Source organism: Streptomyces roseus, assembly GCF_001044425.1.
In the GTDB taxonomy this organism is placed as follows: Bacteria; Actinomycetota; Actinomycetes; order Streptomycetales; family Streptomycetaceae; genus Streptomyces; species Streptomyces roseus.
The window spans coordinates 62,155-83,914 of sequence record NZ_LFML01000015.1 but is presented as its reverse complement, the minus strand read 5'-3'; the positions used below and the strand labels follow the sequence as shown (position 1 = coordinate 83,914).

At 71.3% G+C, this 21,760-nt stretch carries 23 protein-coding genes; 15 read left to right on the top strand and 8 right to left on the bottom strand.

What is annotated here, in order from left to right; translation table 11 throughout:
• Positions 1-193 precede the first annotated feature (193 nt).
• Complete coding sequence (locus tag ACS04_RS04100; protein WP_048475086.1) at positions 194-763, top strand: RNA polymerase sigma factor; 570 nt, start codon at positions 194-196, stop codon at positions 761-763.
• A complete protein-coding gene (locus ACS04_RS04095; protein ID WP_053080690.1) occupies positions 760-1,452 on the top strand; it encodes an anti-sigma factor domain-containing protein in 693 nt (230 codons plus the stop codon). Before ACS04_RS04100 ends, ACS04_RS04095 begins: the two co-directional genes overlap by 4 nt.
• Here ACS04_RS04095 and ACS04_RS04090 read toward each other — a convergent pair.
• On the bottom strand, positions 1,409-3,760 hold the full coding sequence (locus tag ACS04_RS04090; protein ID WP_048475085.1) for a M36 family metallopeptidase: 2,352 nt from the start codon (positions 3,758-3,760) through the stop codon (positions 1,409-1,411). The two genes, ACS04_RS04095 and ACS04_RS04090, sit on opposite strands and share 44 nt — an antisense overlap.
• Positions 3,761-3,946: 186 nt before the next feature.
• On the opposite strand from ACS04_RS04090, the gene ACS04_RS04085 reads away from it, so the two are divergent.
• The 5 genes from ACS04_RS04085 to ACS04_RS04065 all read left to right on the top strand — a co-directional run bounded on the left by ACS04_RS04085 (position 3,947) and on the right by ACS04_RS04065 (position 6,296).
• Positions 3,947-4,333, top strand: a complete 387-nt coding sequence (locus ACS04_RS04085; protein ID WP_048475084.1) for a CPCC family cysteine-rich protein — start codon at positions 3,947-3,949, stop codon at positions 4,331-4,333.
• A gap of 16 nt (positions 4,334-4,349) precedes the next feature.
• Positions 4,350-4,547: a hypothetical protein gene (locus ACS04_RS04080; RefSeq protein WP_048475083.1), complete on the top strand. Its 198-nt coding sequence runs from the start codon at positions 4,350-4,352 to the stop codon at positions 4,545-4,547.
• Positions 4,548-4,884: 337 nt separating this feature from the next.
• Positions 4,885-5,532 (top strand): Uma2 family endonuclease, encoded by a 648-nt coding sequence (locus ACS04_RS04075; RefSeq protein WP_245236268.1) that lies wholly within the window; start codon positions 4,885-4,887, stop codon positions 5,530-5,532.
• Positions 5,533-5,770: 238 nt separating this feature from the next.
• Positions 5,771-6,040, top strand: coding sequence for a type II toxin-antitoxin system Phd/YefM family antitoxin (locus ACS04_RS04070; RefSeq protein ID WP_048475082.1), 270 nt, complete (start codon positions 5,771-5,773; stop codon positions 6,038-6,040).
• Positions 6,033-6,296, top strand: a complete 264-nt coding sequence (locus tag ACS04_RS04065; RefSeq protein WP_048475081.1) for a type II toxin-antitoxin system RelE family toxin — start codon at positions 6,033-6,035, stop codon at positions 6,294-6,296. Before ACS04_RS04070 ends, ACS04_RS04065 begins: the two co-directional genes overlap by 8 nt.
• A 134-nt stretch (positions 6,297-6,430) precedes the next feature.
• Here ACS04_RS04065 and ychF read toward each other — a convergent pair whose 3' ends face one another.
• The gene (gene ychF, locus ACS04_RS04060) at positions 6,431-7,519 is read right to left on the bottom strand and encodes a redox-regulated ATPase YchF (protein ID WP_048475110.1); all 1,089 of its coding nucleotides are present in this window, start codon (positions 7,517-7,519) and stop codon (positions 6,431-6,433) included.
• A gap of 136 nt (positions 7,520-7,655) precedes the next feature.
• Between ychF and ACS04_RS38570 the strand changes: the two genes are divergently transcribed.
• Positions 7,656-8,222 carry a DUF6542 domain-containing protein gene (locus tag ACS04_RS38570; RefSeq protein WP_048475080.1) on the top strand — a complete coding sequence of 189 codons (567 nt, stop codon included), beginning with the start codon at positions 7,656-7,658 and terminating at the stop codon, positions 8,220-8,222.
• Positions 8,223-8,290: 68 nt separating this feature from the next.
• On the opposite strand, the gene ppgK is transcribed toward ACS04_RS38570, so the two are convergent.
• Both ppgK and ACS04_RS04045 read right to left on the bottom strand, forming a co-directional pair.
• A complete protein-coding gene (ppgK, locus tag ACS04_RS04050; RefSeq protein ID WP_048475079.1) occupies positions 8,291-9,046 on the bottom strand; it encodes a polyphosphate--glucose phosphotransferase in 756 nt (251 codons plus the stop codon).
• A 26-nt stretch (positions 9,047-9,072) separates the two neighbouring features.
• Complete coding sequence (locus tag ACS04_RS04045; protein ID WP_078864399.1) at positions 9,073-10,077, bottom strand: 4-hydroxy-3-methylbut-2-enyl diphosphate reductase; 1,005 nt, start codon at positions 10,075-10,077, stop codon at positions 9,073-9,075.
• An 86-nt stretch (positions 10,078-10,163) separates the two neighbouring features.
• On the opposite strand from ACS04_RS04045, the gene ACS04_RS04040 reads away from it, so the two are divergent.
• From ACS04_RS04040 to ACS04_RS04025, 4 genes are all read left to right on the top strand, one after another.
• Positions 10,164-11,546, top strand: a complete 1,383-nt coding sequence (locus tag ACS04_RS04040; protein WP_107438525.1) for an APC family permease — start codon at positions 10,164-10,166, stop codon at positions 11,544-11,546.
• A gap of 108 nt (positions 11,547-11,654) precedes the next feature.
• The gene (xseA, locus tag ACS04_RS04035) at positions 11,655-12,875 is read left to right on the top strand and encodes an exodeoxyribonuclease VII large subunit (protein WP_048475077.1); all 1,221 of its coding nucleotides are present in this window, start codon (positions 11,655-11,657) and stop codon (positions 12,873-12,875) included.
• Positions 12,876-12,987: 112 nt separating this feature from the next.
• On the top strand, positions 12,988-13,242 hold the full coding sequence (locus ACS04_RS04030) for an exodeoxyribonuclease VII small subunit (protein WP_048475076.1): 255 nt from the start codon (positions 12,988-12,990) through the stop codon (positions 13,240-13,242).
• A gap of 118 nt (positions 13,243-13,360) precedes the next feature.
• Entirely contained in the window at positions 13,361-13,951 is a 591-nt protein-coding gene (locus ACS04_RS04025) for a malonic semialdehyde reductase (RefSeq protein WP_048475075.1), read from the top strand.
• 156 nt (positions 13,952-14,107) lie between these two features.
• Here ACS04_RS04025 and ACS04_RS04020 read toward each other — a convergent pair whose 3' ends face one another.
• On the bottom strand, positions 14,108-14,650 hold the full coding sequence (locus tag ACS04_RS04020; protein WP_245236272.1) for a DUF4245 domain-containing protein: 543 nt from the start codon (positions 14,648-14,650) through the stop codon (positions 14,108-14,110).
• Positions 14,651-14,874: 224 nt separating this feature from the next.
• On the opposite strand from ACS04_RS04020, the gene glpX reads away from it, so the two are divergent.
• Entirely contained in the window at positions 14,875-15,906 is a 1,032-nt protein-coding gene (glpX, locus tag ACS04_RS04015; protein WP_030159594.1) for a class II fructose-bisphosphatase, read from the top strand.
• An 89-nt stretch (positions 15,907-15,995) separates the two neighbouring features.
• Here the strand turns inward: glpX and ACS04_RS04010 are convergent, their stop codons facing one another.
• Positions 15,996-16,394: a WhiB family transcriptional regulator gene (locus ACS04_RS04010; RefSeq protein WP_078622249.1), complete on the bottom strand. Its 399-nt coding sequence runs from the start codon at positions 16,392-16,394 to the stop codon at positions 15,996-15,998.
• A gap of 253 nt (positions 16,395-16,647) precedes the next feature.
• A complete protein-coding gene (locus tag ACS04_RS04005) occupies positions 16,648-17,325 on the bottom strand; it encodes a DUF1707 SHOCT-like domain-containing protein (RefSeq protein WP_048475108.1) in 678 nt (225 codons plus the stop codon).
• A 160-nt stretch (positions 17,326-17,485) separates the two neighbouring features.
• Here ACS04_RS04005 and ACS04_RS04000 point away from each other — a divergent pair, with 160 nt between their 5' ends.
• Both ACS04_RS04000 and ACS04_RS03995 read left to right on the top strand, forming a co-directional pair.
• Positions 17,486-19,153, top strand: coding sequence for a fumarate hydratase (locus ACS04_RS04000; RefSeq protein ID WP_048475073.1), 1,668 nt, complete (start codon positions 17,486-17,488; stop codon positions 19,151-19,153).
• A gap of 148 nt (positions 19,154-19,301) precedes the next feature.
• Positions 19,302-20,075, top strand: a complete 774-nt coding sequence (locus ACS04_RS03995) for a glycerophosphodiester phosphodiesterase (protein WP_048475072.1) — start codon at positions 19,302-19,304, stop codon at positions 20,073-20,075.
• 118 nt (positions 20,076-20,193) lie between these two features.
• On the opposite strand, the gene ACS04_RS03990 is transcribed toward ACS04_RS03995, so the two are convergent.
• Positions 20,194-21,729, bottom strand: coding sequence for a ricin-type beta-trefoil lectin domain protein (locus ACS04_RS03990; protein ID WP_048475071.1), 1,536 nt, complete (start codon positions 21,727-21,729; stop codon positions 20,194-20,196).
• Positions 21,730-21,760 lie beyond the last annotated feature (31 nt).

Here is a 21,760-nt window from a genome sequence, read left to right as displayed (position 1 = left end):
CTGCTCCCGACCGCGCCGGGTAACGACTGCACGCAACCTACCCCCGCCGGCCCGGTCCCCCGCGACCGCGCGCGCGGCGGGAGCCCGTGGACGGGAGCGGGAGCGGGGACGGGGCGACAATGAAGGGGTGTTTCCGCACGAACCCGAATCAATCCATTCGGGGAGGCCGAACGTATCCAGTGACGTGCAGAGAATGGGCCTCCCGCTCGGGCGTGCGCCGGACGAAGCGTTGCTGTCGGGCCTGGCGACGGGCGATCCCGAGATCGCCGTCGCGTTCGTGCGCCGCTTCCAGCGCACGGTCTTCGGCGTGGCCATCGCCGTCGTGGGCGACGCCCAGCTCGCCGAGGACATCGCGCAGCAGACGTTCGAGCGGGCGTGGCAGCACGCCCAGGTGTACGACTCGCGCCGCGGGTCGGTACGGACCTGGCTGACGGCGATCGCGCACCATCTGGCGATCGACGCGGTCCGGGCCCGCCGGGCCAATCCGGTCGCCCCGGAGGACTTGGACGCCCTCCTCGACATCGTGACGCAGACCCCCGAGCAGCACGCCGTCGCCGCCGAGACCTCGGCAGGGGTGCGGGCGGCGGTGGCGGCGCTGCCCCGGGAACAGGCGCGCGCCCTGGTGATGGCTGGCATCTACGGGCTGACCGCGCAGCAGATCGCCGACATGGAGCAGGTCCCGCTGGGGACGGCGAAGACGCGGATCCGGACGGCGATGCACAAGCTCCGCAGGACCCTGGGGAGCGAGGAGAGCCGGCGATGAGCGAGATGACCTGCGAGCAGCTGAGGGAACTCGACGCCGAGCTGGCGCTGGGGATCCTCCCGGCCCGGGAGCGCGCCCGCGCGGTCGCCCACCTGGACCACTGCCCCGGCTGCCGGGAGCACATCGAGCAGCTGGCGGTGGTCGGCGACGACCTGCTCGGCCTGGTGCCGGGGACGGAACCCCCGGTCGGCTTCGAGAGCCGGGTCACGGCCCGCCTCCAGCCGCCGCCCGAGCCGGCCCCGGCCCCGGCCCCGGCTCCGGCTCGGCGGTGGCTGCTGCGGCCCCGGGTCGCGGCGGTGGCGGCGGCCCTGGCCGTGGCCTGCGGCTTCGGCGGCTGGGCGGCGGGCACGGCGATCGAGGCCGCGGCGCCCGCCTCCCCGACGGCCCGCGCGGGCGTCCAGCTGCTCCAGGCCCCGCTGATCACGGACGGCCGGGAGGTGGGCCGGGTCTTCGCCCACCCGGGCGCGAAGGGCTGGGTGTACATGTCCGTGGACCTGGAGAAGCCGTTGCCCGAGATCAGCTGCGTCCTCGACCACAAGGACGGCACCATGACCCGCCTGGGCACGTTCTCCCTGGCCGACGGCTACGGCTACTGGGTCGCGACGACCGACGTCAACGCCACCACCCTGACCGGCGCCCGCCTCCTCACCCCGGAAGGCTCCCTCCTGGCCTCGGCCCACTTCGCGTAGCCGGCCCCTGCCCGCCAGGGCCCTCGCCCGCCCGCTCGGTGACGGTGAGGGTCAGGGTGGCCGGGGTGGGGGCCGTGGGGCGCGGGACCGTGATGCGGGTGGTGCCCGGGCGGACCGCGCGGAGCTCCCATTCGCGGTGGCCCGCGCCGCTCACGTCGGCGACGCGGATCAGCAGGACCGCGCTCCCCCGGGCGGTGGGCTGCGGGCCTTCCGGGAGGGGCAGGCGCAGGCGGGCCGTCTGCCCGACGGCGAGCCGCCCCGCGAAGCCGTCGTCGGCCCCGGTCAGGACCCGGCCCTGCGCCGGGGGCGGCGTACCGGCCGCCGTGGCACTCGTACCGCCCTGCGGGTCACCCGAACCGCCCTCGGGATCACCCGTACCGCCCGACTTCGCGGTCGGCAGGCAGGCGGCCGGGACGGTCTCGTCGGGGGTCACGGTCCTCTGGTCGGCGCTGGTGGCGGCGTTGGCGCCCATGCCGCGGCCGGCGAAGACCCGCCACAGGAGGCACTGGTCGGCTCCCGCGTCGTCGGTCATGTCGGCGGCCAGGATGCCGTCGCGGGCGTCGAGGTAGCTCGGCGTGCCGACGGTGTTCTTCATGCCGTCGATGACGAGCTGCTGGGTGAACGCGACGCCCTTCGCCTCGCGGATGTCGTACAGCGTCGCCGCCCAGATCTCGCCGTTGCGGTGCACGCCGCGGGCGGGGTCGAAGGTGCCCCACTTCTCGGTGGACGTGTCGTACGCCTGCGAGCGGATGCCGGTGGCGGTGTTGCCGGTGACGTACTCGCCGACCGTCGCGTCGCCCCACTTGAGGAAGGAGATCGCGTCGCTCCAGCCCTCCCCGAGGGCGCCGGTCTGGGGGCCGTCGCCGAGGTTGCCGCCGCCGACGAGGCGGTTGGAGACGCCGTGCCCGTACTCGTGGGCGATGACGTCGCCGTCGAGCGAGCCGTCGCGGTACGGGCGGCCCTGCGGCTGCCACATGTACATCTGCATGCGCGGGCTGGCGCCGTCCCCGGGAGTGCCGAAGTTGGCGTTGTTCACGCAGCGGATCTTGTTCGGCGGGGTGGCGTCGTCGAGGCAGCCGAGGTCCCAGCCGTCCTGCGCCTCGGCCAGGACGGGGTCGCCGCCCGAGCCGCCGCGGCCGAAGTTGTCGACCTGGAAGTTGCGCGACGCCTCGTCGAACCCGAGGTCGTAGAGGTAGTCGTGCATCACGTTGGTGTAGTAGAAGAGCTGCGTGATGACCGGGTTGACGTCGGCGTCGAGGTTGGCCTGCGTCGCGGCGGCACGGGTGCGCCACGCGTCGCCGAACGGGTAGTCGAAGTGCTGGTGGTCCGGATCGCCGGCGGCCGGGGACTGCGGGCGCAGGGCGTCGTTCCCGGTGTCCGGGACCGTGTTGTTGCCGTCCTCGTCCCGGTAGGCGTTGGCGTTGTTGCCCTGCGTCAGGCGGTCCGCGACCCAGGAGCCGTCGCGGCCGGTGAACGGCGTGACGGTACGGGAGGCGCCGCCGATGTCCGGGTGCTGCGCGGTGAAGACGGTGCCTTCGGGGCCGGCGTGGTGGTAGCGGCTCTGGCGGCTGAGGACCCGGCCGTCGGCGGCGTCGACGACCGTCTCGTACCAGGAGGTGCCGGAGACCTCGATGTCGGTGAGCCAGGCGGGGCGCAGCACGCGGCCGGAGTCGGTGGGGAACCAGACCAGCTCGGCGGTGACGTCGTTGGGCTTCTTGAGGCGCTTGGCGTAGACGTTCTTGAACTTCTGCCGGCCCTTGTCGCGGTTGTCGGTGCCGGTCAGCGCGTGCTGGGGCCGGGCGCCCTGCGCCTCGGCCGCCTCGTCGAGGGCCTGCTTGGCCGTCAGCTCGACTTTGCCCGCGGGCTCGGCGGTGACGACGGCTCCGCCGAGGATCACGAGGCGGCCGCGCTCGTCGACGGTGGCGGTCAGGAGGCCGCCGTGGACGCGCATGCCGTCGATGCTCTGGCCGATCGTCACCTGGCGGGCCCCGTTGCGCTTGGTGGGGTACGAGGAGACGACGAGGAGCTGCTCGGCCTGCCGGGCGGTGAGCCCGAACTCCCCGCGGTGGTCGCGTACGTAGGCGAGCGCGACCTGCTCAGGGGCCTGCGTGGAGGGCGGGGTCAGGTAGCCGCCGGAGTTGAAGATCATCCGGGCGTGGCCGGTGGCGGGGTCGCGCCGTACGGTCGGATCGGCGGGATCCGCGGCGCCCGGCGGGGCGGCGCCGGAGGGTCCTGGAGCCAGGGCCAGCAACAGGCCGGTGGTGGTCGCGGCGGTCCACCACCGCGTGCGGAAACGCCATCTGGTCACGGCCTGAGCCTCCCGAGCGCCCACGCTCCCCCCGGGTCTCCTGTCGAGACCGCGTGCGCTGGGTGACGCTACTCACCAAGATCCACGCGTCAACGAGCCCCGCCGCCCGCCACCCGGCCCCACCCCGTTTGCTTACGGCAGAGAAATCCCTGGCGTACCCGCCGGGCCTCCAACGAGACTGCACAGGTGAGCGATCACTATCCCTGTCCCTGCTGCGGGCACCGGGTGCTGGACGCCATGCCCGGCTCCTACGAGATCTGCCCCATCTGCTTCTGGGAGGACGACGGGATCCAGTTCCGCCGGCCGGCCTCCCCCGTCGGAGCCAACAGGGTCTCCCTGATCGAGGCGCAGCAGAACTACCAGGACTTCGGCGCCTGCGACCGGCACGGCAGCCAGTACGTCCGCCCTCCGGCAGCGGACGAGTCGCTCGACCCCGCCTGGCGCCCCATCGACCCGACACGCGATTCCTTCGAGGACTGGGACTCGGACGAACGCGCCCCGTGGCCCGACGACCGCTCGGTGCTCTGCTGGTGGCTCCCCACCTTCTGGCGCCGCGACCACCCGGCGTCATGACGTCCCGCATCGACGCATTCGTCCAGCAGCTCGACGGCGAAGCCGACGCGTCCGCAACGAGGTCGCCGCCATCGTCTCCATCGAGGTGCTGCGCAAGTACCAGGAGTGGGAAGAGCGCGAGATCAACCGGATCATCGACGAGCGCATGGCCGACCCCGCGCCCGGCATCCCGATCGAGGACATCATGAGGGAGACGCCGGCGCGCGGCGAGTGACTACCGAACCAAGACGATCGGCGACGGACACTTGGTGTGAGCTGATGGCCCACATCCACGACGAAGCGGATGCGGCGCTTGGGGGAAGGGTCGCGATGTGCCGACCTACAGCACGGTTCAGGATCTCGGCCTTCTCGGCACCCGGAGTGGTCTGGAGCGGAGGAGTCACCAAGATGCGAACGTTGCCACGGAAATGAGCACTGTGGCGATCTGAACCGATGAGTCGCTCATGGCCGGACGATGGCAGGTGGCCGGCGCCACGTGGAAAGTCGCCGAAACCGATCCGGCTGAGATCGTCCGCGCCCCAGCTCGAGCTGCAGACCGCTACCGTGAAGCCATGACCGCACTGCCCGACTGGATGCGCCCGCCGCGCGCGGAAGGCTGGTTCGCGGAGGACCTCGACCGCCTCCCCGAGGCACCCCGCCACACCGAGTTGATCGACGGAGCCCTCGTCTTCATGATGTCGCCCCAGCGGTCCTGGCATGGCCGCCTCGTCACTGCCCTGACCACCACGCTCATGGCGCAGGCACCAGCCGGATTCGAGGTCGAGCGGGAAATGACGATCCGCCTCGACGCCCGCAACCGTCCCGAGCCGGACCTCTTGCTGACGGACCTGCCCTACGATCCCGACCGCACCTGGTACGCCCCGGAGGACGTGAAGCTCGTCATCGAGGCGGTGTCCCCGGAGTCCGCCCATCGCGATCGCACAGTAAAACTTCGCAAGTACGCGGAAGCCGGCATCCCCCACTACTGGTGCATCGAGGATGAGGACGGAGCACCCGTCGTCCACGTCTACGAACTCGACGAACCCACCGGCGCCTACGCACCCGCCGGGATCTTCCGAGGCACCCTCCAACGCCCTGTGCCCTTCGAGGTCAACCTGAACCTCGACAGGCTCACGCCGCCCCGAAGCAACCAAAAAGTCAGCACCAAGTCAGCACGAACGGAGGAGGGGTCGGATTCATCAGAATCCAACCCTTCCTGAGCTGCACGTTTGACATCAGCCAACATGCGGTAACGAGCTGCTCACACGTTGAAGCGGAACGTTCAGCACAGGCTGTGACCTGCGGAAACGTGGATCTGGAAGTGGTCATCCAGCACCCATCCAGCACGGTGCAGGCCTATCCAGCACATCCAGCACGCGCGACCGCGGCCAGAGGGATGCCGTCGCGCGCTACGGCGAGGCGTTGTGTACACATGGGACACTCTGTACGCTTGAGCGCATGACGCAGCCCATGCCCATAGAGTCCATCCGTGACGTACGTGCACACCTGGCCGAGGTCGTGGAGCGCGCCGATCGAGACGACCTACCCACAGTGATCACGCGCCGCGGCAAGGAAGTCGCCGCCGTCGTCTCCATCGAGGTGCTGCGCAAGTACCAGGAGTGGGAAGAGCGCGAGATCAACCGGATCATCGACGAGCGCATGGCCAACCCGGCACCCGGCATCCCGATCGAGGACATCATGAGGGAGACGCTGGCGCGCGGTGAGTGAGTACCGAACCGTCTTCCGCCCCGAGGCGCAGGCCGAGCTGCGGAAGATCCCCCGCGACATGGCACTGCGCATCCTCGCCAAGCTGACCGAGCTGGAGACAGACCCTCTCGGCTTCAACACCGCCGCACTCGTGTCCCAGCCCGAACGGCGCCGTCTGCGCGTTGGCGACTACCGCGTCGTCTACACAATCGACAACGGAGAGCTGGTGGTCTGGGTCGTTCACGTGGGACACCGCTCCAGCGTTTACGACACCTGAGCACCGCTGACCTCGCGTCAGAATATCCAGCACCCATCCAGCACGGTGACGACAAAGGGGTCGGACTCGACAGAGTCCGACCCCTTCTGACCTGCATGTTTGCCACGTCAGCGACGTGGTGTTATTTCATCCGCTCAGACGTTGAAGCGGAACTCGACCACGTCGCCGTCCTGCATGACGTAGTCCTTGCCCTCCATGCGGGCCTTGCCCTTGGCGCGGGCCTCGGCGACCGAGCCGCATTCCACCAGGTCCGCGAAAGAGATGACCTCGGCCTTGATGAAGCCGCGCTGGAAGTCGGTGTGGATCACGCCGGCCGCCTCGGGGGCCGTGGCGCCCTGCTTGATCGTCCAGGCGCGGGTTTCCTTCGGGCCTGCCGTCAGGTAGGTCTGCAGGCCCAGGGTGGCGAAGCCGACGCGGCCGAGGGTGGCCAGGCCCGGCTCCTCCTGGCCGACCGACTGGAGGAGCTCCAGCGCCTCCTCGTCGTCCAGCTCCGAGAGGTCCTGCTCCAGCTTGGCGTTCAGGAAGATCGCCTCGGCCGGGGCGACGAGGGCCGACTGCTCCGCCTTGAAGGCGTCGTCCGTCAGCTCGTCCTCGTCCACGTTGAACACGTAGAGGAACGGCTTGGTGGTCAGCAGGTGCAGCTCGTGCAGCAGGTCGCCCTGCTCCGTGCCCTTCGTGATGCCGTGCGAGAAGAGGGTGTCGCCCGCTTCGAGGATCTTCTGGGCCTTCTCGACCGCCGCCAGGACCGCGACCTTGTCCTTCTGGAGGCGGGACTCCTTCGTCAGGCGCGGCACCGCCTTCTCGATGGACTGCAGGTCGGCGAGGATCAGCTCGGTGTTGATCGTCTCGATGTCGTCCTTCGGCGAGACCTTGCCGTCGACGTGCACGACGTTCTCGTCCTTGAAGGCGCGGATGACCTGGCAGATCGCGTCCGACTCACGGATGTTCGCCAGGAACTTGTTGCCCAGGCCCTCACCCTCCGAGGCGCCGCGCACGATGCCAGCGATGTCGACGAAGTCGACCGTCGCCGGGATGACGCGCTGCGAACCGAAGATGCCGGCGAGGACGGCCAGGCGCGGGTCAGGGACGCCGACGACGCCGACGTTCGGCTCGATGGTGGCGAACGGGTAGTTGGCCGCCAGCACGTCGTTCTTGGTCAGGGCGTTGAAAAGGGTCGACTTGCCGACATTCGGCAGGCCGACGATTCCGATCGTGAGCGACACGTTGGCGACTTCCCGTAGCTGGAGGGGGGCGGCGGCCCGGGAGTGGGCCACCGGACAGTTTACTTTCCGATGAGTGGCAGTCGTTGTACGCGTGTCCCCACACCGATACCGCGCTCGGCCCGCCTAGCTTGGTGGGGTGGAGCACTACAGGACGCGTTCGGTGGATCACCCGCAGCGACAGCAGCCGCAGCCCTCGCGCCGCCCGGCCCCGGCGGGCCAGCCCATCGGCGGCGTACCCGCGCAGGGCGGCGGCGGCCGGCCCCGGCCCGCGCCGGCCCGGCGGATGCGGGCGCGGGTACGGGGGCGGGTACGGATGCCCCGGCCCCGGCTGACCGGTCTCGGCGGCGGGCTGTTCGCCTGCGTCGCGATGACCCTGGCCGGCGGGATCGCCTGGCTGGTCTTCGGCGGCTCGCCGCTCGCGTACGGGCTGCTCTTCCTGCCCGTGGCGGCCGCCACCGCCCTCTGGGTGCGTCCCGCCGACCTGGTCACCGCGCCGATCTCCGCGCCGATCGCCTTCGCCGCCGGAGTCTGGCCGATCTCCGGCGGCTCCGGCGGCTTCGGCGCGGAGGTCATGGGCATCGTGTCCGCCCTGTCGCTGCACGCGGGCTGGCTGTACGGGGGGACCCTCGTCTCCGCGCTGATCGTCGTCGTACGCAAGGCCGTGCTCATCTCCCGGCGCCGACTCCCCCGCCGGACCGCCTAGCCGGCCGGGCGGTCCCTGCCGGCCGTACAAGCCCGGCGGGCCCGTCCGGCCTCATGCGCCAGTCCGGCCTATTGCACCCCGTCGGCCGCCCCCCGCGCCGCCATCGCCGCGCCCACGATCCCCGCGTTGTTCTGGAGCTTCGCCGGCACGATCTCGGCCCGTACGTCCTGGATCAGCGGAAGGAACTTCTCCGGCTTGCGGCTGACACCGCCGCCGATGATGAAGAGGTCCGGGGAGAAGAGCATCTCCACGTGCTCCAGGTACCGCTGCACCCGGTGCGCCCAGTGCTCCCAGGTCAGTTCCCCGTCCTCCTTCGCCTTGACCGACGCCCGCTTCTCCGCGTCGTGGCCCTTGAGCTCCAGGTGGCCGAGCTCCGTGTTCGGCACGAGCCGGCCGTCCGTGAACAGCGCACTGCCGATGCCCGTGCCCAGCGTCAGCACGATCACGGTGCCGCCGCGGTCCTTGCCCGCGCCGTACGTCATCTCCGCGATCCCCGCCGCGTCCGCGTCGTTGAGCACCGTGACCGGCTGCCCTCCGAGCCGCTGCGAGAGCAGGGCGGCCGTGTCGACGCCGATCCAGCCCTTGTCCATGTTGGCCGCCGTACGGGTGACCCCGCCGGTGACCACCCCCGGGAACGTCACCCCCACCGGGCCGTCCCAGCCGAAGTGGCGCACCACCTCGACGACACAGCCGGCCACCCCGTCGGGGGTGGCCGGCTGCGGTGTCAGTACCTTGTGGCGCTCCTGCGCCAGTTCGCCACGGTCCAGGTCCGCGGGAGCGCCCTTGATCCCGGAACCGCCGATGTCCACACCGAAGATCTGCATGGACTCACCGTACGAAACGAAACGGCCTACTTCTCGGCGACCAGCTCGGCCGCTTCGGCGCGCAGGTCGCGTCGCAGCTCCTTCGGCAGGGAGAAGGTGATCGACTCCTCCGCTGTCTTGACGATCTCCACGTCCGCGTAGCCGCGGGCGGCCAGCCACTCCAGGACCTCCTCGACCAGCACCTCCGGCACCGAGGCGCCCGAGGTCAGGCCGACCGTGCTGACGCCTTCCAGCCAGGCCTCGTCGATCTCGCTCGCGAAGTCCACGAGGTGCGCGGCGCGCGCGCCGGCGTCCTTGGCGACCTCGACGAGGCGGATGGAGTTCGAGGAGTTCTTGGAGCCGACGACGATGACGAGGTCGGAGTCGGCGCCCATCACCTTCACCGCCGCCTGGCGGTTGGAGGTGGCGTAGCAGATGTCGTCGCTCGGCGGCGAGACCAGCAGCGGGAACTTGGTCTTCAGCGCGTCGACCGTCTCCATCGTCTCGTCGACCGAGAGGGTGGTCTGCGACAGCCAGACGACCTTGGACTCGTCGCGGACGGTGACCTTCTCCACGTCGTGCGGGCCGTCCACGATCGTGATGTGGTCGGGGGCCTCGCCGGAGGTGCCGATGACCTCCTCGTGGCCCTCGTGGCCGATGAGGAGGATGTCGAAGTCCTCGTTCGCGTACCGGATGGCTTCCTTGTGCACCTTGGTGACCAGCGGACACGTCGCGTCGATCGTCGCCAGCTTGCCGCGCGCCGCCTCCTCGTGCACCACCGGTGCCACGCCGTGCGCGGAGAACATCACGATGGAGCCCTCGGGGACCTCCTCCGTCCGCTCGACGAAGATGGCCCCCTTCCTCTCCAGGGTCTGCACGACGTACTTGTTGTGCACGATCTCGTGGCGGACGTAGACCGGCGCCCCGTACTGCTCAAGGGCCTTCTCGACGGCGATCACGGCTCGGTCCACGCCCGCGCAGTAGCCGCGCGGGGCGGCGAGCAGGACGCGTCGGGAAGCGGGAACAGGGGCGGCAGCAGTCATGCGGTCCATCGTACGGGGGTCTCCAGGAGGCCGGGCGTCGCCCGTTCGGCACAGACTGGGGCGAACGTACGAGCCGACCGCCCCCCGGAGGAATGATGGCGTCCGTGACGGATCCCGCTACGGCGCCGAAGGCGGCCCTCCGGCGGAGCCTCGGGTTCCGGGACCTGGTCGTGTACGGGCTGCTCTTCATCGCCCCCATGGCCCCGGTCGGGGTCTTCGGCACCCTCGACGCGAAGTCGCACGGCGCGGTCGCGCTCGTCTACCTCTGCGCGACGGTCGCGATGGCCTTCACGGCCTTCAGTTACGCGCAGATGGTCCAGGTGGCCCCGCAGGCCGGCTCGGTCTTCACGTACGCCCGCAAGGGACTCGGCGAGGGTCCCGGACTGATCGCCGGCTGGATGGCGATGCTCGACTACCTGCTGATCCCGGCGGTCGCCTACCTCTTCTCCGGGATCGCGATGAACGCGCTGGTCCCGGGGGTCTCGCGGTGGGTGTGGACGGCGCTGGCCGTGCTGGTGACCACCGCGCTGAACCTGTGGGGCGTACGGGCGGCCGCGCGCGCGGGTTTCGCCGTGCTGGCGATGGAGATCGCGGTACTGCTGGTGTTCGTGGTGTCCGCGGTGACGGTGCTGGTACGGGACGGGGCGCAGCGCGGCTGGCTCTCCCCGCTGACCGGGGACGGCTCGCTGGGCTTCTCCCTGACGGCGGTGCTGGGCGCGGTGTCGGTGGCGGTCCTGTCCTACCTCGGCTTCGACGCGATCGCGTCGTTCGCGGAGGAGGTGACGGGGGGCTCGGCGCGGGTGGCGCGGGCGGTGCTGTTCTGCCTGGCGCTGGCCGGGGTGCTGTTCGTCGTGCAGAGCTACCTCGCGGCGCTGCTGATGCCGGTGTCCTCGGCCGAGCTGGCGGCCGATCCGGCGCAGCAGGGCCCGGCGTTCTACACGGCGGTGGAGTCCTCGGTCGGGACCTGGCTGCACGATCTGGTCGCGGTCAGCAAGGCGATCGGGGCGGCCTTCGCGGCGCTGGCCGGGCAGGCGGCGGCGGGGCGGCTGGTGTTCGCGATGGCCCGCGAGCGGCGGCTGCCGGGGGTGCTCGCGCGCACCTCGGACGGCACCCCGCGGCCGGCGCTGCTGGTGGCGGCGACGATCACGCTGGTCGCGGCGGTGTGGGCGGCGCGCCGCGACGACGGGCTGGACCAGCTGGTCTCGGTGGTGGACGTGGGCGCGCTGGTGGCGTTCACGCTGCTGCACGCCTCGGTGGTGGGCTGGTTCGTGGTCAAGCGGGGGGCGGGGGCCCCGGTCTGGTGGAAGCACCTGCTGCTGCCGGTGCTGGGTGCGGCCGTGACGGTCGCGGTGATCGTGGAGGCGGCTCGGACGGCGCAGGTGGTGGGCGCGGTCTGGCTGGCGGTGGGGCTGGCGGTCCTCGCGGTCCAGGGGGCGCGCCGGGACGGGGTCGGGGGCGCGTCCGCGGGGCGGCCCTGAGCCGAGGCGGGGAGGCGGCGGCGCGGGAGCGGCCTGATCCCGACACCCGCCGCCGGTCGCTGAGGCGCTGTCAGTGTGGCTGTCGGCGCGGGCGGATAGCCTGCGTACATGGGTCTGAATACGTCGGCTGACGCGCCGCTGCCGGTCGGCAAGGTGTCCCGGCTCATCGGGGGCTGGATCGACCGGCTGGGTCAGGTGTGGGTGGAGGGGCAGATCACGCAGCTCTCGCGGCGGCCGGGGGCGGGGGTGGTGTTCCTGACGCTGCGCGACCCCTCGCACGACATCTCGCTCAGCGTCACCTGCTACCGCCAGGTCTTCGACGAGGTCGCGGACGTGGTGACGGAGGGCGCCCGGGTCGTCGTCCTGGCCAAGCCGGAGTGGTACGCCCCGCGCGGGCAGCTCTCGCTGAGGGCGACGGAGATACGGCCCGTCGGCATCGGCGAATTGCTCGCCCGGCTGGAGAAGCTCAAGCGCTCCCTCGCCTCGGAGGGGCTGTTCGCGCTGGACCGCAAGAAGTCGCTGCCGTTCCTGCCGCAGCTGATCGGGCTGGTGGTCGGGCGGGCCTCGGCGGCCGAGCGGGACGTACTGGAGAACGCCCGGCGGCGCTGGCCGGCGGTCCGTTTCGAGGTGCGGAACGTGGCGGTCCAAGGGGTGAACGCGGTGCCCCAGGTGATCCGGGCGGTCAAGGAGCTCGACGCCCTGGACGAGGTCGACGTGATCATCGTGGCGCGCGGCGGCGGGAGCGTCGAGGACCTGCTGCCGTTCTCCGACGAGGAGGTCGTGCGGACGGTCGCGGCGGCCCGTACGCCCGTGGTGTCGGCGATCGGGCACGAGCCGGACTCCCCGCTGCTGGACCTCGTCGCGGACCTGCGGGCCTCCACGCCGACGGACGCCGCGAAGAAGGTGGTCCCGGACGTGGGCGAGGAGCTGGAGCGGGTACGCCAGCTCCAGGGCCGGGGGCTGCGGGCGGTGCGCGGGCTGCTCGACCGGGAGGAGCGCGGGCTCGCGCACGCGCTGGCCCGGCCGGTCTTCGTCCATCCCCAGCGGATGGTGGAGACGCGCGAGGCGGAGCTGGAGGCCCTGCTGGGGCGTAGCAGGCGGACGCTCGGGCACCTGTTGGACCGGGCGGATTCGGAGCTGGCGCACACCCTGGCCCGGGTGGTGGCGCTGTCCCCGGCGGCGACGCTGGAGCGCGGGTACGCGGTGCTCCAGCGGGCGGACGGGCACGTGGTGCGCTCGCCGGAGGAGGTCTCGGGGGACGAGGTGCTGCGGGCGCGGGTGGCCGAGGGCGAGTTCTGCGTACGGGTGGACGGGCAGCAGGGCTCCTAGCCACCCGGGCCGGAACACGGGGCGGAGCACCGGGCCGGATTACGGGGCCGGAACATCGGGCCGGAACAACGGGCCCCTATTCGATGTACGACACACACAAGGCGGGACGGGAATGACGGAAACCGATACCTCGTTGGGGTACGAGCAGGCCAGGGACGAGCTCATCGAGGTCGTCCGCAAGCTGGAGGCCGGCGGTACCTCCCTGGAGGACTCGCTCGCGCTCTGGGAGCGCGGCGAGGAGCTCGCGCAGGTCTGCCGGCGCTGGCTGGAAGGCGCCCGCGCCCGGCTCGACTCGGCGCTGGCGGCCCGGGAGGCCGGGGCCGACGGGGCAGGAGCGGGCGGCGAGAGCGAAGGGCGGGACGCCTGAGCAGCCCGTCAAACGTGATGTGAGTCATCCCCCAGCGGATTTAGTTGAAAATTCTACAACTTTCGGCTTACAGTCGGGGCATCGCTTCACCTCCGCATGTATGGAAGAAGGCTTTCCGATGTCTCTCGTTCTCGACTCCGCCGCCCAGGACCTCCTGTTCCGCGAGGCCCGCACCGCCAACTCGTTCTCCGACGAGCCGGTGACCGACGAGCAGGTCCAGGCGATCTACGACCTGGTGAAGTTCGGCCCCACCGCCTTCAACGGCACGCCGCTGCGCATCACCCTGGTCCGCTCCCCCGAGGCCCGCGAGCGCCTGGTGAAGCACATGGCCGAGGGCAACCAGGCCAAGACCGCCGCCGCGCCGCTCGTCGCGATCCTCTCCGCGGACAACGAGTTCCACGAGGAGCTGCCGCGCCTGCTGCCGCACTTCCCCCCGGCCAAGGACATGTTCTTCTCCGAGCGCCCGGTGCGTGAGCAGTCCGCACTGGTGAACGCCGCCCTCCAGGCCGCCTACTTCATCGTGGGCGTCCGCGCCGCCGGCCTGGCCGCGGGCCCGATGACCGGCGCCGACCTCGTCGGCATCCAGAAGGAGTTCCTGGACGCCGACCACACCCCGATCATGGTCGTCAACATCGGCAAGCCGGGCGAGGCCGCCTGGTTCGACCGCTCCCCGCGCCTGAGCTTCGACGAGGTCATCACCACCGTCTGAGGCCGGGTCCGCGCCCGGCTCCGAGTCGAGTCCGGACACGTACACGGAAGGCCGCCCCCCGGATGCCGGGGGGCGGCCTTCTGCGTACGACCGGCTCGCGCGGCCGACTCGCACCACCGGCGCGCGGCCGGCTCACACGGTCGGTTCACACCATCGCTACGAGCCCTGCCGGGGCGCCTGCTGGGTCTCCTGCTTGAACTCCAGCGCCGCCACCATCGCGCCCAGCTCCTCGAAGGAGGCCGTGCCGGTCACGACCGTGGCGTAACCCTGCTCCTGCCGGACGAGGGCGTCGTACTTCTCGCCCTCCCAGCGCTCCCACGCCTGGTCTCCGATCTGCTGCGTCTGCCCGGTGGGCTTCGCCTTCTGGGTGACGGAGGTCAGGTGTTTGACCGAGGCGTCGCTCGACTGCTCGATCGCGACGTACTGGCCCTTCGGGTCCAGGAAGCCCAGGTGCCAGGCGTTCGCCGCCTTGCGGTCGTACGTCACCGAGGTCGCGCGCCACTGCGCGGGGAGCCCCACGGGCACCGCCACCGGATACGGGGCCGCGCGCCGGGCGGTGATCGTCTCCACCCGGTAGTCGACCACGTGTGTCGGATCGGACTTGTCGTCATGCGGGACGAAGATGTAGATCCCCGCGACCACGACGCCGATCACCGCCAGCGACCGGACCATGTCCCAGACCGTCTGCTTGCCCTTCATACCTGCCACGCCACCATCGTCCCCCATGACCGGGAGTGATCTCCGCCGGGGTCGGCGCGGCGCCCGCCCGGATCCGCGCGCCAAGACGCAAGATGTCCGCTCACGCCAAACGGCTGACCGATATTCCGCTCATACGTGACCCGGTCTGCTCAATTTGTCGACGTACCGATAGAGTTCCAGCACCCTCACTTCCCGGCCGTCGCCGTACAGAAAGGTGCGCTCCGATGACCGAGCACAACCTGCCGCCCCAGCTCGAAGTCTCTCCGGAGGCCCCCGACCGCAACCTCGCCCTGGAACTCGTCCGGGTGACCGAGGCCGCCGCCATGGCCGCCGGCCGGTGGGTCGGGCGCGGCGACAAGCTCGGCGCCGACGGCGCCGCGGTCAACGCGATGCGGACCCTGATCTCCACCGTCTCGATGAACGGCGTCGTCGTCATCGGCGAGGGGGAGAAGGACGAAGCCCCGATGCTGTTCAACGGCGAGCGGGTCGGCGACGGCACCGGAGCCGAGGTGGACATCGCCGTCGACCCGATCGACGGCACCACCCTGAACGCCAAGGGCATGCCGAACGCCATCGCCGTGCTGGCCGCCGCCGACCGCGGCACCATGTTCGACCCGTCCGCCGTCTTCTACATGGAGAAGCTGGTCACCGGCCCCGAGGCCGCCGACTTCGTCGACATCAACGCGCCGGTCTCGGTCAACATCCGCCGCGTCGCCAAGGCCAAGAACATGGCCGTGGAAGACGTCACCGTGATCATCCTGGACCGCCCGCGCCACGAGGGCATCGTCAAGGAGATCCGCGAGACGGGCGCCCGGATCAAGTTCATCTCGGACGGCGACGTCGCGGGCTCGGTCATGGCGGTCCGCGAGGGCACCGGCGTGGACCTGCTCCTCGGCATCGGCGGCACCCCCGAGGGCATCATCTCGGCCTGCGCCATCAAGTGCCTCGGCGGCACGATCCAGGGCAAGCTGTGGCCGAAGGACGAGGCCGAGCGCCAGAAGGCCATCGACGCGGGCCACGACCTGGACCGGGTCCTGCACACCAACGACCTGGTCTCCGGCGACAACGTCTTCTTCGTCGCCACCGGCATCACCGACGGCGAGCTGCTGCGCGGCGTCCACTACCGCTCGGAGACCGCGACCACGTCCTCGCTGGTCATGCGCTCGAAGTCGGGGACGATCCGCCAGATCGACTCGACCCACCGGCTGTCGAAGCTGCGCGCGTACAGCGCGATCGACTTCGACCGCGCCCAGTAGGAACCTGCGAACAGGGCAGCAGGTACGGCGAGAGGGGCACCCACCGCGTGCGGCGGTGGGTGCCCCTCTCGCTGTCGTACGTACGGGGCTCAGCCCGCGGCGGCTATCGGTCCGGCCCCCGGCGCTTGGCGCAGTTCCGCCGCGCGGCGCCTGCGGCGGGCCAGCACCACGCGGCGCTCGGCCGCGGTGAGCCCGCCCCACACCCCGTACGGCTCGGGCTGGAGCAGTGCGTGCTCGCGGCAGGCGACCATCACGGGGCAGCGCGCGCAGACCCGCTTCGCGGCCTCCTCACGGGAGAGCCGGGCCGCCGTGGGCTCCTTGGAGGGGGCGAAGAACAGGCCCGCCTCGTCCCGGCGGCACACCGCCTCCGCATGCCATGGGCCGTCGTCTTCCCTCGCCGGCACCCGTGGCTTCGGTACTGCGGCCGGACGCGCCTGAAGGCTCGGTACGGCGGCTACCTGCAGGGACTGATGCGGCGGATGCGGCACGGCCTACTCCTGACGACGTATACGCAAGCGAGAGACGATGCAGCTGTCCCTACCCGCTGTGCGCGCCCCTAAGCACTGCGTGGACCGGGGGCGCCGTCGCGCCGAACTTCGACCGAAACGCGACGTCGGCGCCCGGCGTCACGCCCCCGCGCACGCCCGCGCGCGGGGGCTCACTCCTGACGGACGCTCCCGCGCGCTGTCGGCGGCATCCGGTCGGGCCGTGCGCGCACCCGCGCCGGGGGCCGCGCGGAGGCTACCCCTGGAGGCGCTTGCGCAACTTGAGCGCCAGGTCGACGAGGCGGGCGCCCGGTTTGGGCCGGGCCTCGATGTTGCCGAGCAGGGCGAAGCCGCGGATGATCACCACCGGCGCGCTCGGGTCGGTGCTCTCGGCGCGGCCCTCGCCGTGCACCTCGAAGTTGCCGAGGACCCCGCTGCCGTAGCCGCGGAGCGTCACGTTCTCCGGGACCGTGACCTCGACGTTCCCGAGCACGCTCGTCACCTCGATCTCGGTCACCTGCTGCTCGAAGACGGCCTCGGTGAGGTCGATGGTGACGTCGCCGAGGACGCACACCACGCGGGTGTGCGCGCCGGGACGCCAGCGGCCCTTGCGGGTGGAGCTGCTGCACACGGCGACCACGGTCTCCGAGACGGGGGCCTGGCCGGTGGCGTGGGCCGGGGCCGGGTTCAGTCCGTACGCGGGCGCGGCGGCGGGGCCGCCGGGTGCCGGGAGGTCCCGTACGAGCACCTCCAGCTCCCCCACGGTCTTCACGGCGTACAGCGAATCCAGCCGCTCGGAGTGCTCGTCGGCGGTCAGCCGGCCCTCGGCGAGGGCATCGGCCAGGATGTGCGCGATCCGGTCGCGATCGGCGTCGGAGGCCCGCAGTTCGGCGGGGGCGGCGGCAGGCGCGGCAGGCTTCTTTTCCAGGTCCACGCCCGCCAGCATAGCGATACGCGATAGATCGCGATAGACCTCGGCAGTTGACAGTGAGCCTTACCTCACAGACACGGCCGGGGACGGAGGTCATACGCTGGACAGCCGCGCTGCCAAATGGTCGCCAGCGCCGTCTGCCGAGTGAGGAATGACTGCCGTCATGCCAGAGTTTGCGTACACCGACCTGCTGCCCCTGGGCGAGGACACCACCCCCTACCGGCTGGTGACATCGGAGGGCGTGTCGACGTTCGAGGCCGACGGCCGTACGTTCCTCAAGGTCGAGCCCGAGGCGCTGCGCCTGCTCGCCGAAGAGGCCATCCACGACATCCAGCACTTCCTGCGCCCCGCGCACCTCGCCCAGCTGCGCCGGATCATCGACGACCCCGAGGCCTCGTCGAACGACAAGTTCGTCGCGCTCGACCTCCTCAAGAACGCGAACATCGCGGCGGCCGGCGTCCTGCCGATGTGCCAGGACACGGGCACGGCGATCGTGATGGGCAAGCGCGGCCAGAACGTGCTGACCGAGGGCGGCGACGAGGCGGCCCTGTCGCGCGGCATCTACGACGCGTACACCCGCCTGAACCTGCGCTACTCGCAGATGGCCCCGCTCACCATGTGGGAGGAGAAGAACACCGGCTCGAACCTGCCCGCGCAGATCGAGCTGTACGCGACGGACGGCGGCGCGTACAAGTTCCTCTTCATGGCCAAGGGCGGCGGCTCGGCCAACAAGTCCTTCCTCTACCAGGAGACGAAGGCGGTCCTCAACGAGGCCTCCATGATGAAGTTCCTGGAGGAGAAGATCCGTTCGCTGGGCACCGCGGCCTGCCCGCCGTACCACCTGGCGATCGTGGTCGGCGGCACGTCGGCGGAGCACGCGCTCAAGACCGCGAAGTACGCCTCGGCCCACTACCTCGACGAGCTGCCGCGCGAGGGCTCCGCGCTGGGCCACGGCTTCCGCGACGAGGCCCTCGAACAGCAGGTCTTCGAACTGACCCAGAAGATCGGCATCGGCGCGCAGTTCGGCGGCAAGTACTTCTGCCACGACGTGCGCGTCGTCCGCCTGCCGCGCCACGGCGCCTCGCTGCCGGTGGCCATCGCCGTCTCCTGCTCGGCGGACCGCCAGGCCACCGCGAAGATCACCGCGGAGGGCGTCTTCCTGGAGCAGCTGGAGCGCGACCCGGCCCGCTTCCTCCCGGAGACCACGGACGAGCACCTGGACGAGTCGGCGGACGTGGTGTCGATCGACCTGAACCAGCCGATGGACGACATCCTCGCCACGCTCACCCGGCACCCGGTGAAGACCCGCCTGTCCCTGACCGGCCCGCTGGTCGTGGCGCGCGACATCGCGCACGCCAAGATCAAGGAGCTGCTGGACTCGGGCGCGCCGATGCCGCAGTACCTGAAGGACCACCCGGTCTACTACGCCGGCCCGGCGAAGACCCCCGCGGGCTACGCCTCGGGCTCCTTCGGCCCGACGACGGCCGGCCGCATGGACTCGTACGTCGAGCAGTTCCAGGCGGCGGGCGGCTCGAAGGTCATGCTGGCCAAGGGCAACCGCTCGCAGCAGGTGACGGACGCGTGCGCCGCGCACGGCGGCTTCTACCTCGGCTCGATCGGCGGCCCCGCGGCGCGCCTCGCCCAGGACTGCATCAAGAAGGTCGAGGTCCTGGAGTACGAGGAGCTCGGCATGGAGGCGGTCTGGAAGATCGAGGTCGAGGACTTCCCGGCCTTCATCGTCGTGGACGACAAGGGCAACGACTTCTTCCGGGATCCCGCCCCGGAGCCCACGTTCACCCACATCCCGGTCCGCGGCCCGGGCCTGGCGTAGCCGGACCCCGCCCCGGCCTGCCTCGGCCGGGGCGGTGAGCGCAGTGAGGGTGACGGCGCCGGCCCGCACGCCGATGTAACGGACTGTTCGGTAACCGGGTCGGCACGGGGAGCCCGGCCGTCCGGCGCGTGCGGATAGCGTGGGGTCCATGAATCGGCAGTACGCGCAGCCCGCCACCGCCCGCGACGTGCGGGTCATCGCCCACCGGGGGGCTTCTCACGAGCACCCCGAGCACACCCTCGCCGCCTACCGGCAGGCCATCGACGACGGCGCCGACGCGCTGGAGTGCGACGTACGGCTGAGTGCCGACGGGCGGCTCGTGTGCGTGCACGACCGGCGGGTCGAGCGGACCTCCGACGGGCGCGGGGTCGTCTCCGCCATGACGTACGAGGAACTGGCCGGGCTCGACTTCGGCGGCTGGAAGGGCGAGGCGCACCGCGGGGCGCAGGTCCTGCTCTTCGAGGACCTGCTCAAGGAGGCGCTGGCCGCCGACCGGCCCGTCGGGCTGGCCGTGGAGACCAAGCACCCCACCCGCGCCGGGGGCCGCCTGGAGGCCGAGCTCGTACGGGTGCTCAGGGAGCACGGGCTCGCCGACGGCTCCGACGGCCGGGTCGAGGTGATGAGCTTCTCGCGGGGCGCCCTGGTCCGGCTGAACCGGCTGGCTCCCGGGCTGCCCGCCGTGTACCTCATCGAGCGGCGGCTGCGGCCCGCCCGGCCGCCGTTCGCCGGGCACGCCGGTCCCGGTATCGACCTGGTGCGCAGGGACCCGGGTCTGGTGGCGCGGCTGAAGGCCAAGGGGCTGCGCGTGCGCGTCTGGACGGTCGACGAGCCGGAGGACGTCGAGCTGTGCGTGCGCCTCGGCGTGGATACCTTGATCACCAATCGGCCGCGCGAGGTGCGGGAGCATCTGCGCCGGCTGTGAGCCGGGTGCCGGAGCCGGCTATCGGGTGCCCGGAGCCGGGTACCCGGTACCGGGTGAGGACACCCGGCCGGCGGCGTGGCCGACCGGGTGCGGGGGGGTTCGGGTGGTGCGGGGCGGGTTACGCGAAGCGCTGGGTCGCCGAGCCGTTGCAGGTCTGCAGGCGCAGCTGGTCGTGGGCGGCGGCCACGGTCAGGCACATGCCCGGGGCGGCCGCGGGCCGCAGGGTGGCGCCGTCGCGGACCCAGCTCTGGTTGGCGCCGCCGTGGCAGTTCCAGAGGATCAGACCCGTACCGGCGCCGTAGTTGGCGCCCGGGGCGTCCAGGCAGCGGTCGTGGGTGAGTTCGACGTGGACGGACTTGCGCGCGGGGTCGTACCACCAGCCCTGGTTCCGGCCGCCGTGGCAGTCCCAGCCGATGACCTTGGTTTCGTTGGCGCTGGAGCCGCCGTTGGCGTCGAGGCAGTTGCCGGTGGCCTCGTTCTTCAGCGGCGCGTAGAGGGAGTCCCAGGCTCCGGCCTGGAGCACGGGCGTGCCCGTGCTCGCCGGGTCGGCGCAGGAGGCCTCGCGCAGGCCCGAGTCGTAGAGCTGGGTCAGACAGGACGCGAACGCGCCGTGGCCGCGGTAGTTGGGGTGGAAGGACTGGCGGGCGGTGTTCTCGTCCCACGGGAAGTGGTCCCCGAGGTCCAGGTAGAGCCCGCGGGCCCAGGCGTCCTCCATGCACACCTCGTGGCCCTGGAAGAGGCGCGAGCCGTCCAGGTACGTGGCCCCCGAGGCCAGCGCCGCCGCGCGCATGCCCTTCTCGAAGGAGGGCACCGCGTAGTTGCGGCCCCAGGCGGCGTCGGAGTCGTAGCCGGCGCAGCCTCCGGGCAGCTTGCCGGGGAAGTTCGGGTTGTCGTAGAAGTCGGGGCCGATGGGGCTCGGGTAGCCCATCACGACGAGCTTGTAGTCGGAGTCCGCGTACCCCGCGTCGCGCATGACCGTCTTGAGGTCGGCGACGGTGGACTCCACCTTGGGCTTCAGGCCGTCCACGCGCGCCTGCCAGCCCGGTCCGTACTTGGGCTCGCAAGTGCCCTGGCTGAGCACCCAGCGGGTCACGCAGTCGGTCATGACCGGGCCGAACTGGAGGTCGTCGTTGGCGCCGGCGACCAGCAGCACCATCTTGATCTTGGTGTTCCGCGCCTTGACGGCGAGGCTGTCGCTCTGCACCAGCTCGTCGGCGTACTGCTTGCTGCCGCCGATCCGGATGTTGCCGGTGTAGCCGCCCGAGCACGCGACGTTGAAGGTCAGGTCGGCCGGGATGCCGGTGCGGTGGATCGCGGAGTCCGGCGAGCGGTGGCACTGGTTGTCCGGGGTGTTGGTGGCCGGGTCGTAGTTGCCCACGCCCTCGCCCGATATCTCGCTGTCGCCGAGCGAGATCAGGCCGGTCTTGCGCTCGTTCAGCGGGCGGATCGCGGGGTCGCCGTAGATCTTCACGGCCTCCGCCGCGCGGATGGCCTCCAGCTCGGGCGAGAGCGGGACGGCGGCCGCGCCGGACGCGGGGGAAGGGGCGGCCTGGGCCATGGGGGTGATGGCGGTGACGCCCCCGAGGGCGGCCGCGATCGCCGCGGCGGCCGCGACGGTAGATCTGAGCCCGGGTCTCGTACGTACACGTGTCATGAACGTCTCCCCTGTCGGTGTTACCCACGGT

What these genes read in the sequence shown, in the direction of transcription:
- ACS04_RS04020 (WP_245236272.1), bottom strand. Translation starts at nt 14,650, where the DNA reads ATGAAGGGCAAGCAGACGGTCTGGGACATGGTCCGGTCGCTGGCGGTG.
- ACS04_RS04040 (WP_107438525.1), top strand. Translation starts at nt 10,164, where the DNA reads ATGGCGTCCGTGACGGATCCCGCTACGGCGCCGAAGGCGGCCCTCCGG.
- ACS04_RS04000 (WP_048475073.1), top strand. Translation starts at nt 17,486, where the DNA reads ATGCCAGAGTTTGCGTACACCGACCTGCTGCCCCTGGGCGAGGACACC.
- ACS04_RS04075 (WP_245236268.1), top strand. Translation starts at nt 4,885, where the DNA reads ATGACCGCACTGCCCGACTGGATGCGCCCGCCGCGCGCGGAAGGCTGG.
- glpX (WP_030159594.1), top strand. Translation starts at nt 14,875, where the DNA reads ATGACCGAGCACAACCTGCCGCCCCAGCTCGAAGTCTCTCCGGAGGCC.
- xseA (WP_048475077.1), top strand. Translation starts at nt 11,655, where the DNA reads ATGGGTCTGAATACGTCGGCTGACGCGCCGCTGCCGGTCGGCAAGGTG.
- ACS04_RS04100 (WP_048475086.1), top strand. Translation starts at nt 194, where the DNA reads ATGGGCCTCCCGCTCGGGCGTGCGCCGGACGAAGCGTTGCTGTCGGGC.
- ACS04_RS04030 (WP_048475076.1), top strand. Translation starts at nt 12,988, where the DNA reads ATGACGGAAACCGATACCTCGTTGGGGTACGAGCAGGCCAGGGACGAG.
- ACS04_RS04095 (WP_053080690.1), top strand. Translation starts at nt 760, where the DNA reads ATGAGCGAGATGACCTGCGAGCAGCTGAGGGAACTCGACGCCGAGCTG.
- ACS04_RS04025 (WP_048475075.1), top strand. Translation starts at nt 13,361, where the DNA reads ATGTCTCTCGTTCTCGACTCCGCCGCCCAGGACCTCCTGTTCCGCGAG.
- ACS04_RS04045 (WP_078864399.1), bottom strand. Translation starts at nt 10,077, where the DNA reads ATGGACCGCATGACTGCTGCCGCCCCTGTTCCCGCTTCCCGACGCGTC.
- ACS04_RS03990 (WP_048475071.1), bottom strand. Translation starts at nt 21,729, where the DNA reads ATGACACGTGTACGTACGAGACCCGGGCTCAGATCTACCGTCGCGGCC.
- ACS04_RS04070 (WP_048475082.1), top strand. Translation starts at nt 5,771, where the DNA reads ATGACGCAGCCCATGCCCATAGAGTCCATCCGTGACGTACGTGCACAC.
- ppgK (WP_048475079.1), bottom strand. Translation starts at nt 9,046, where the DNA reads ATGCAGATCTTCGGTGTGGACATCGGCGGTTCCGGGATCAAGGGCGCT.
- ACS04_RS03995 (WP_048475072.1), top strand. Translation starts at nt 19,302, where the DNA reads ATGAATCGGCAGTACGCGCAGCCCGCCACCGCCCGCGACGTGCGGGTC.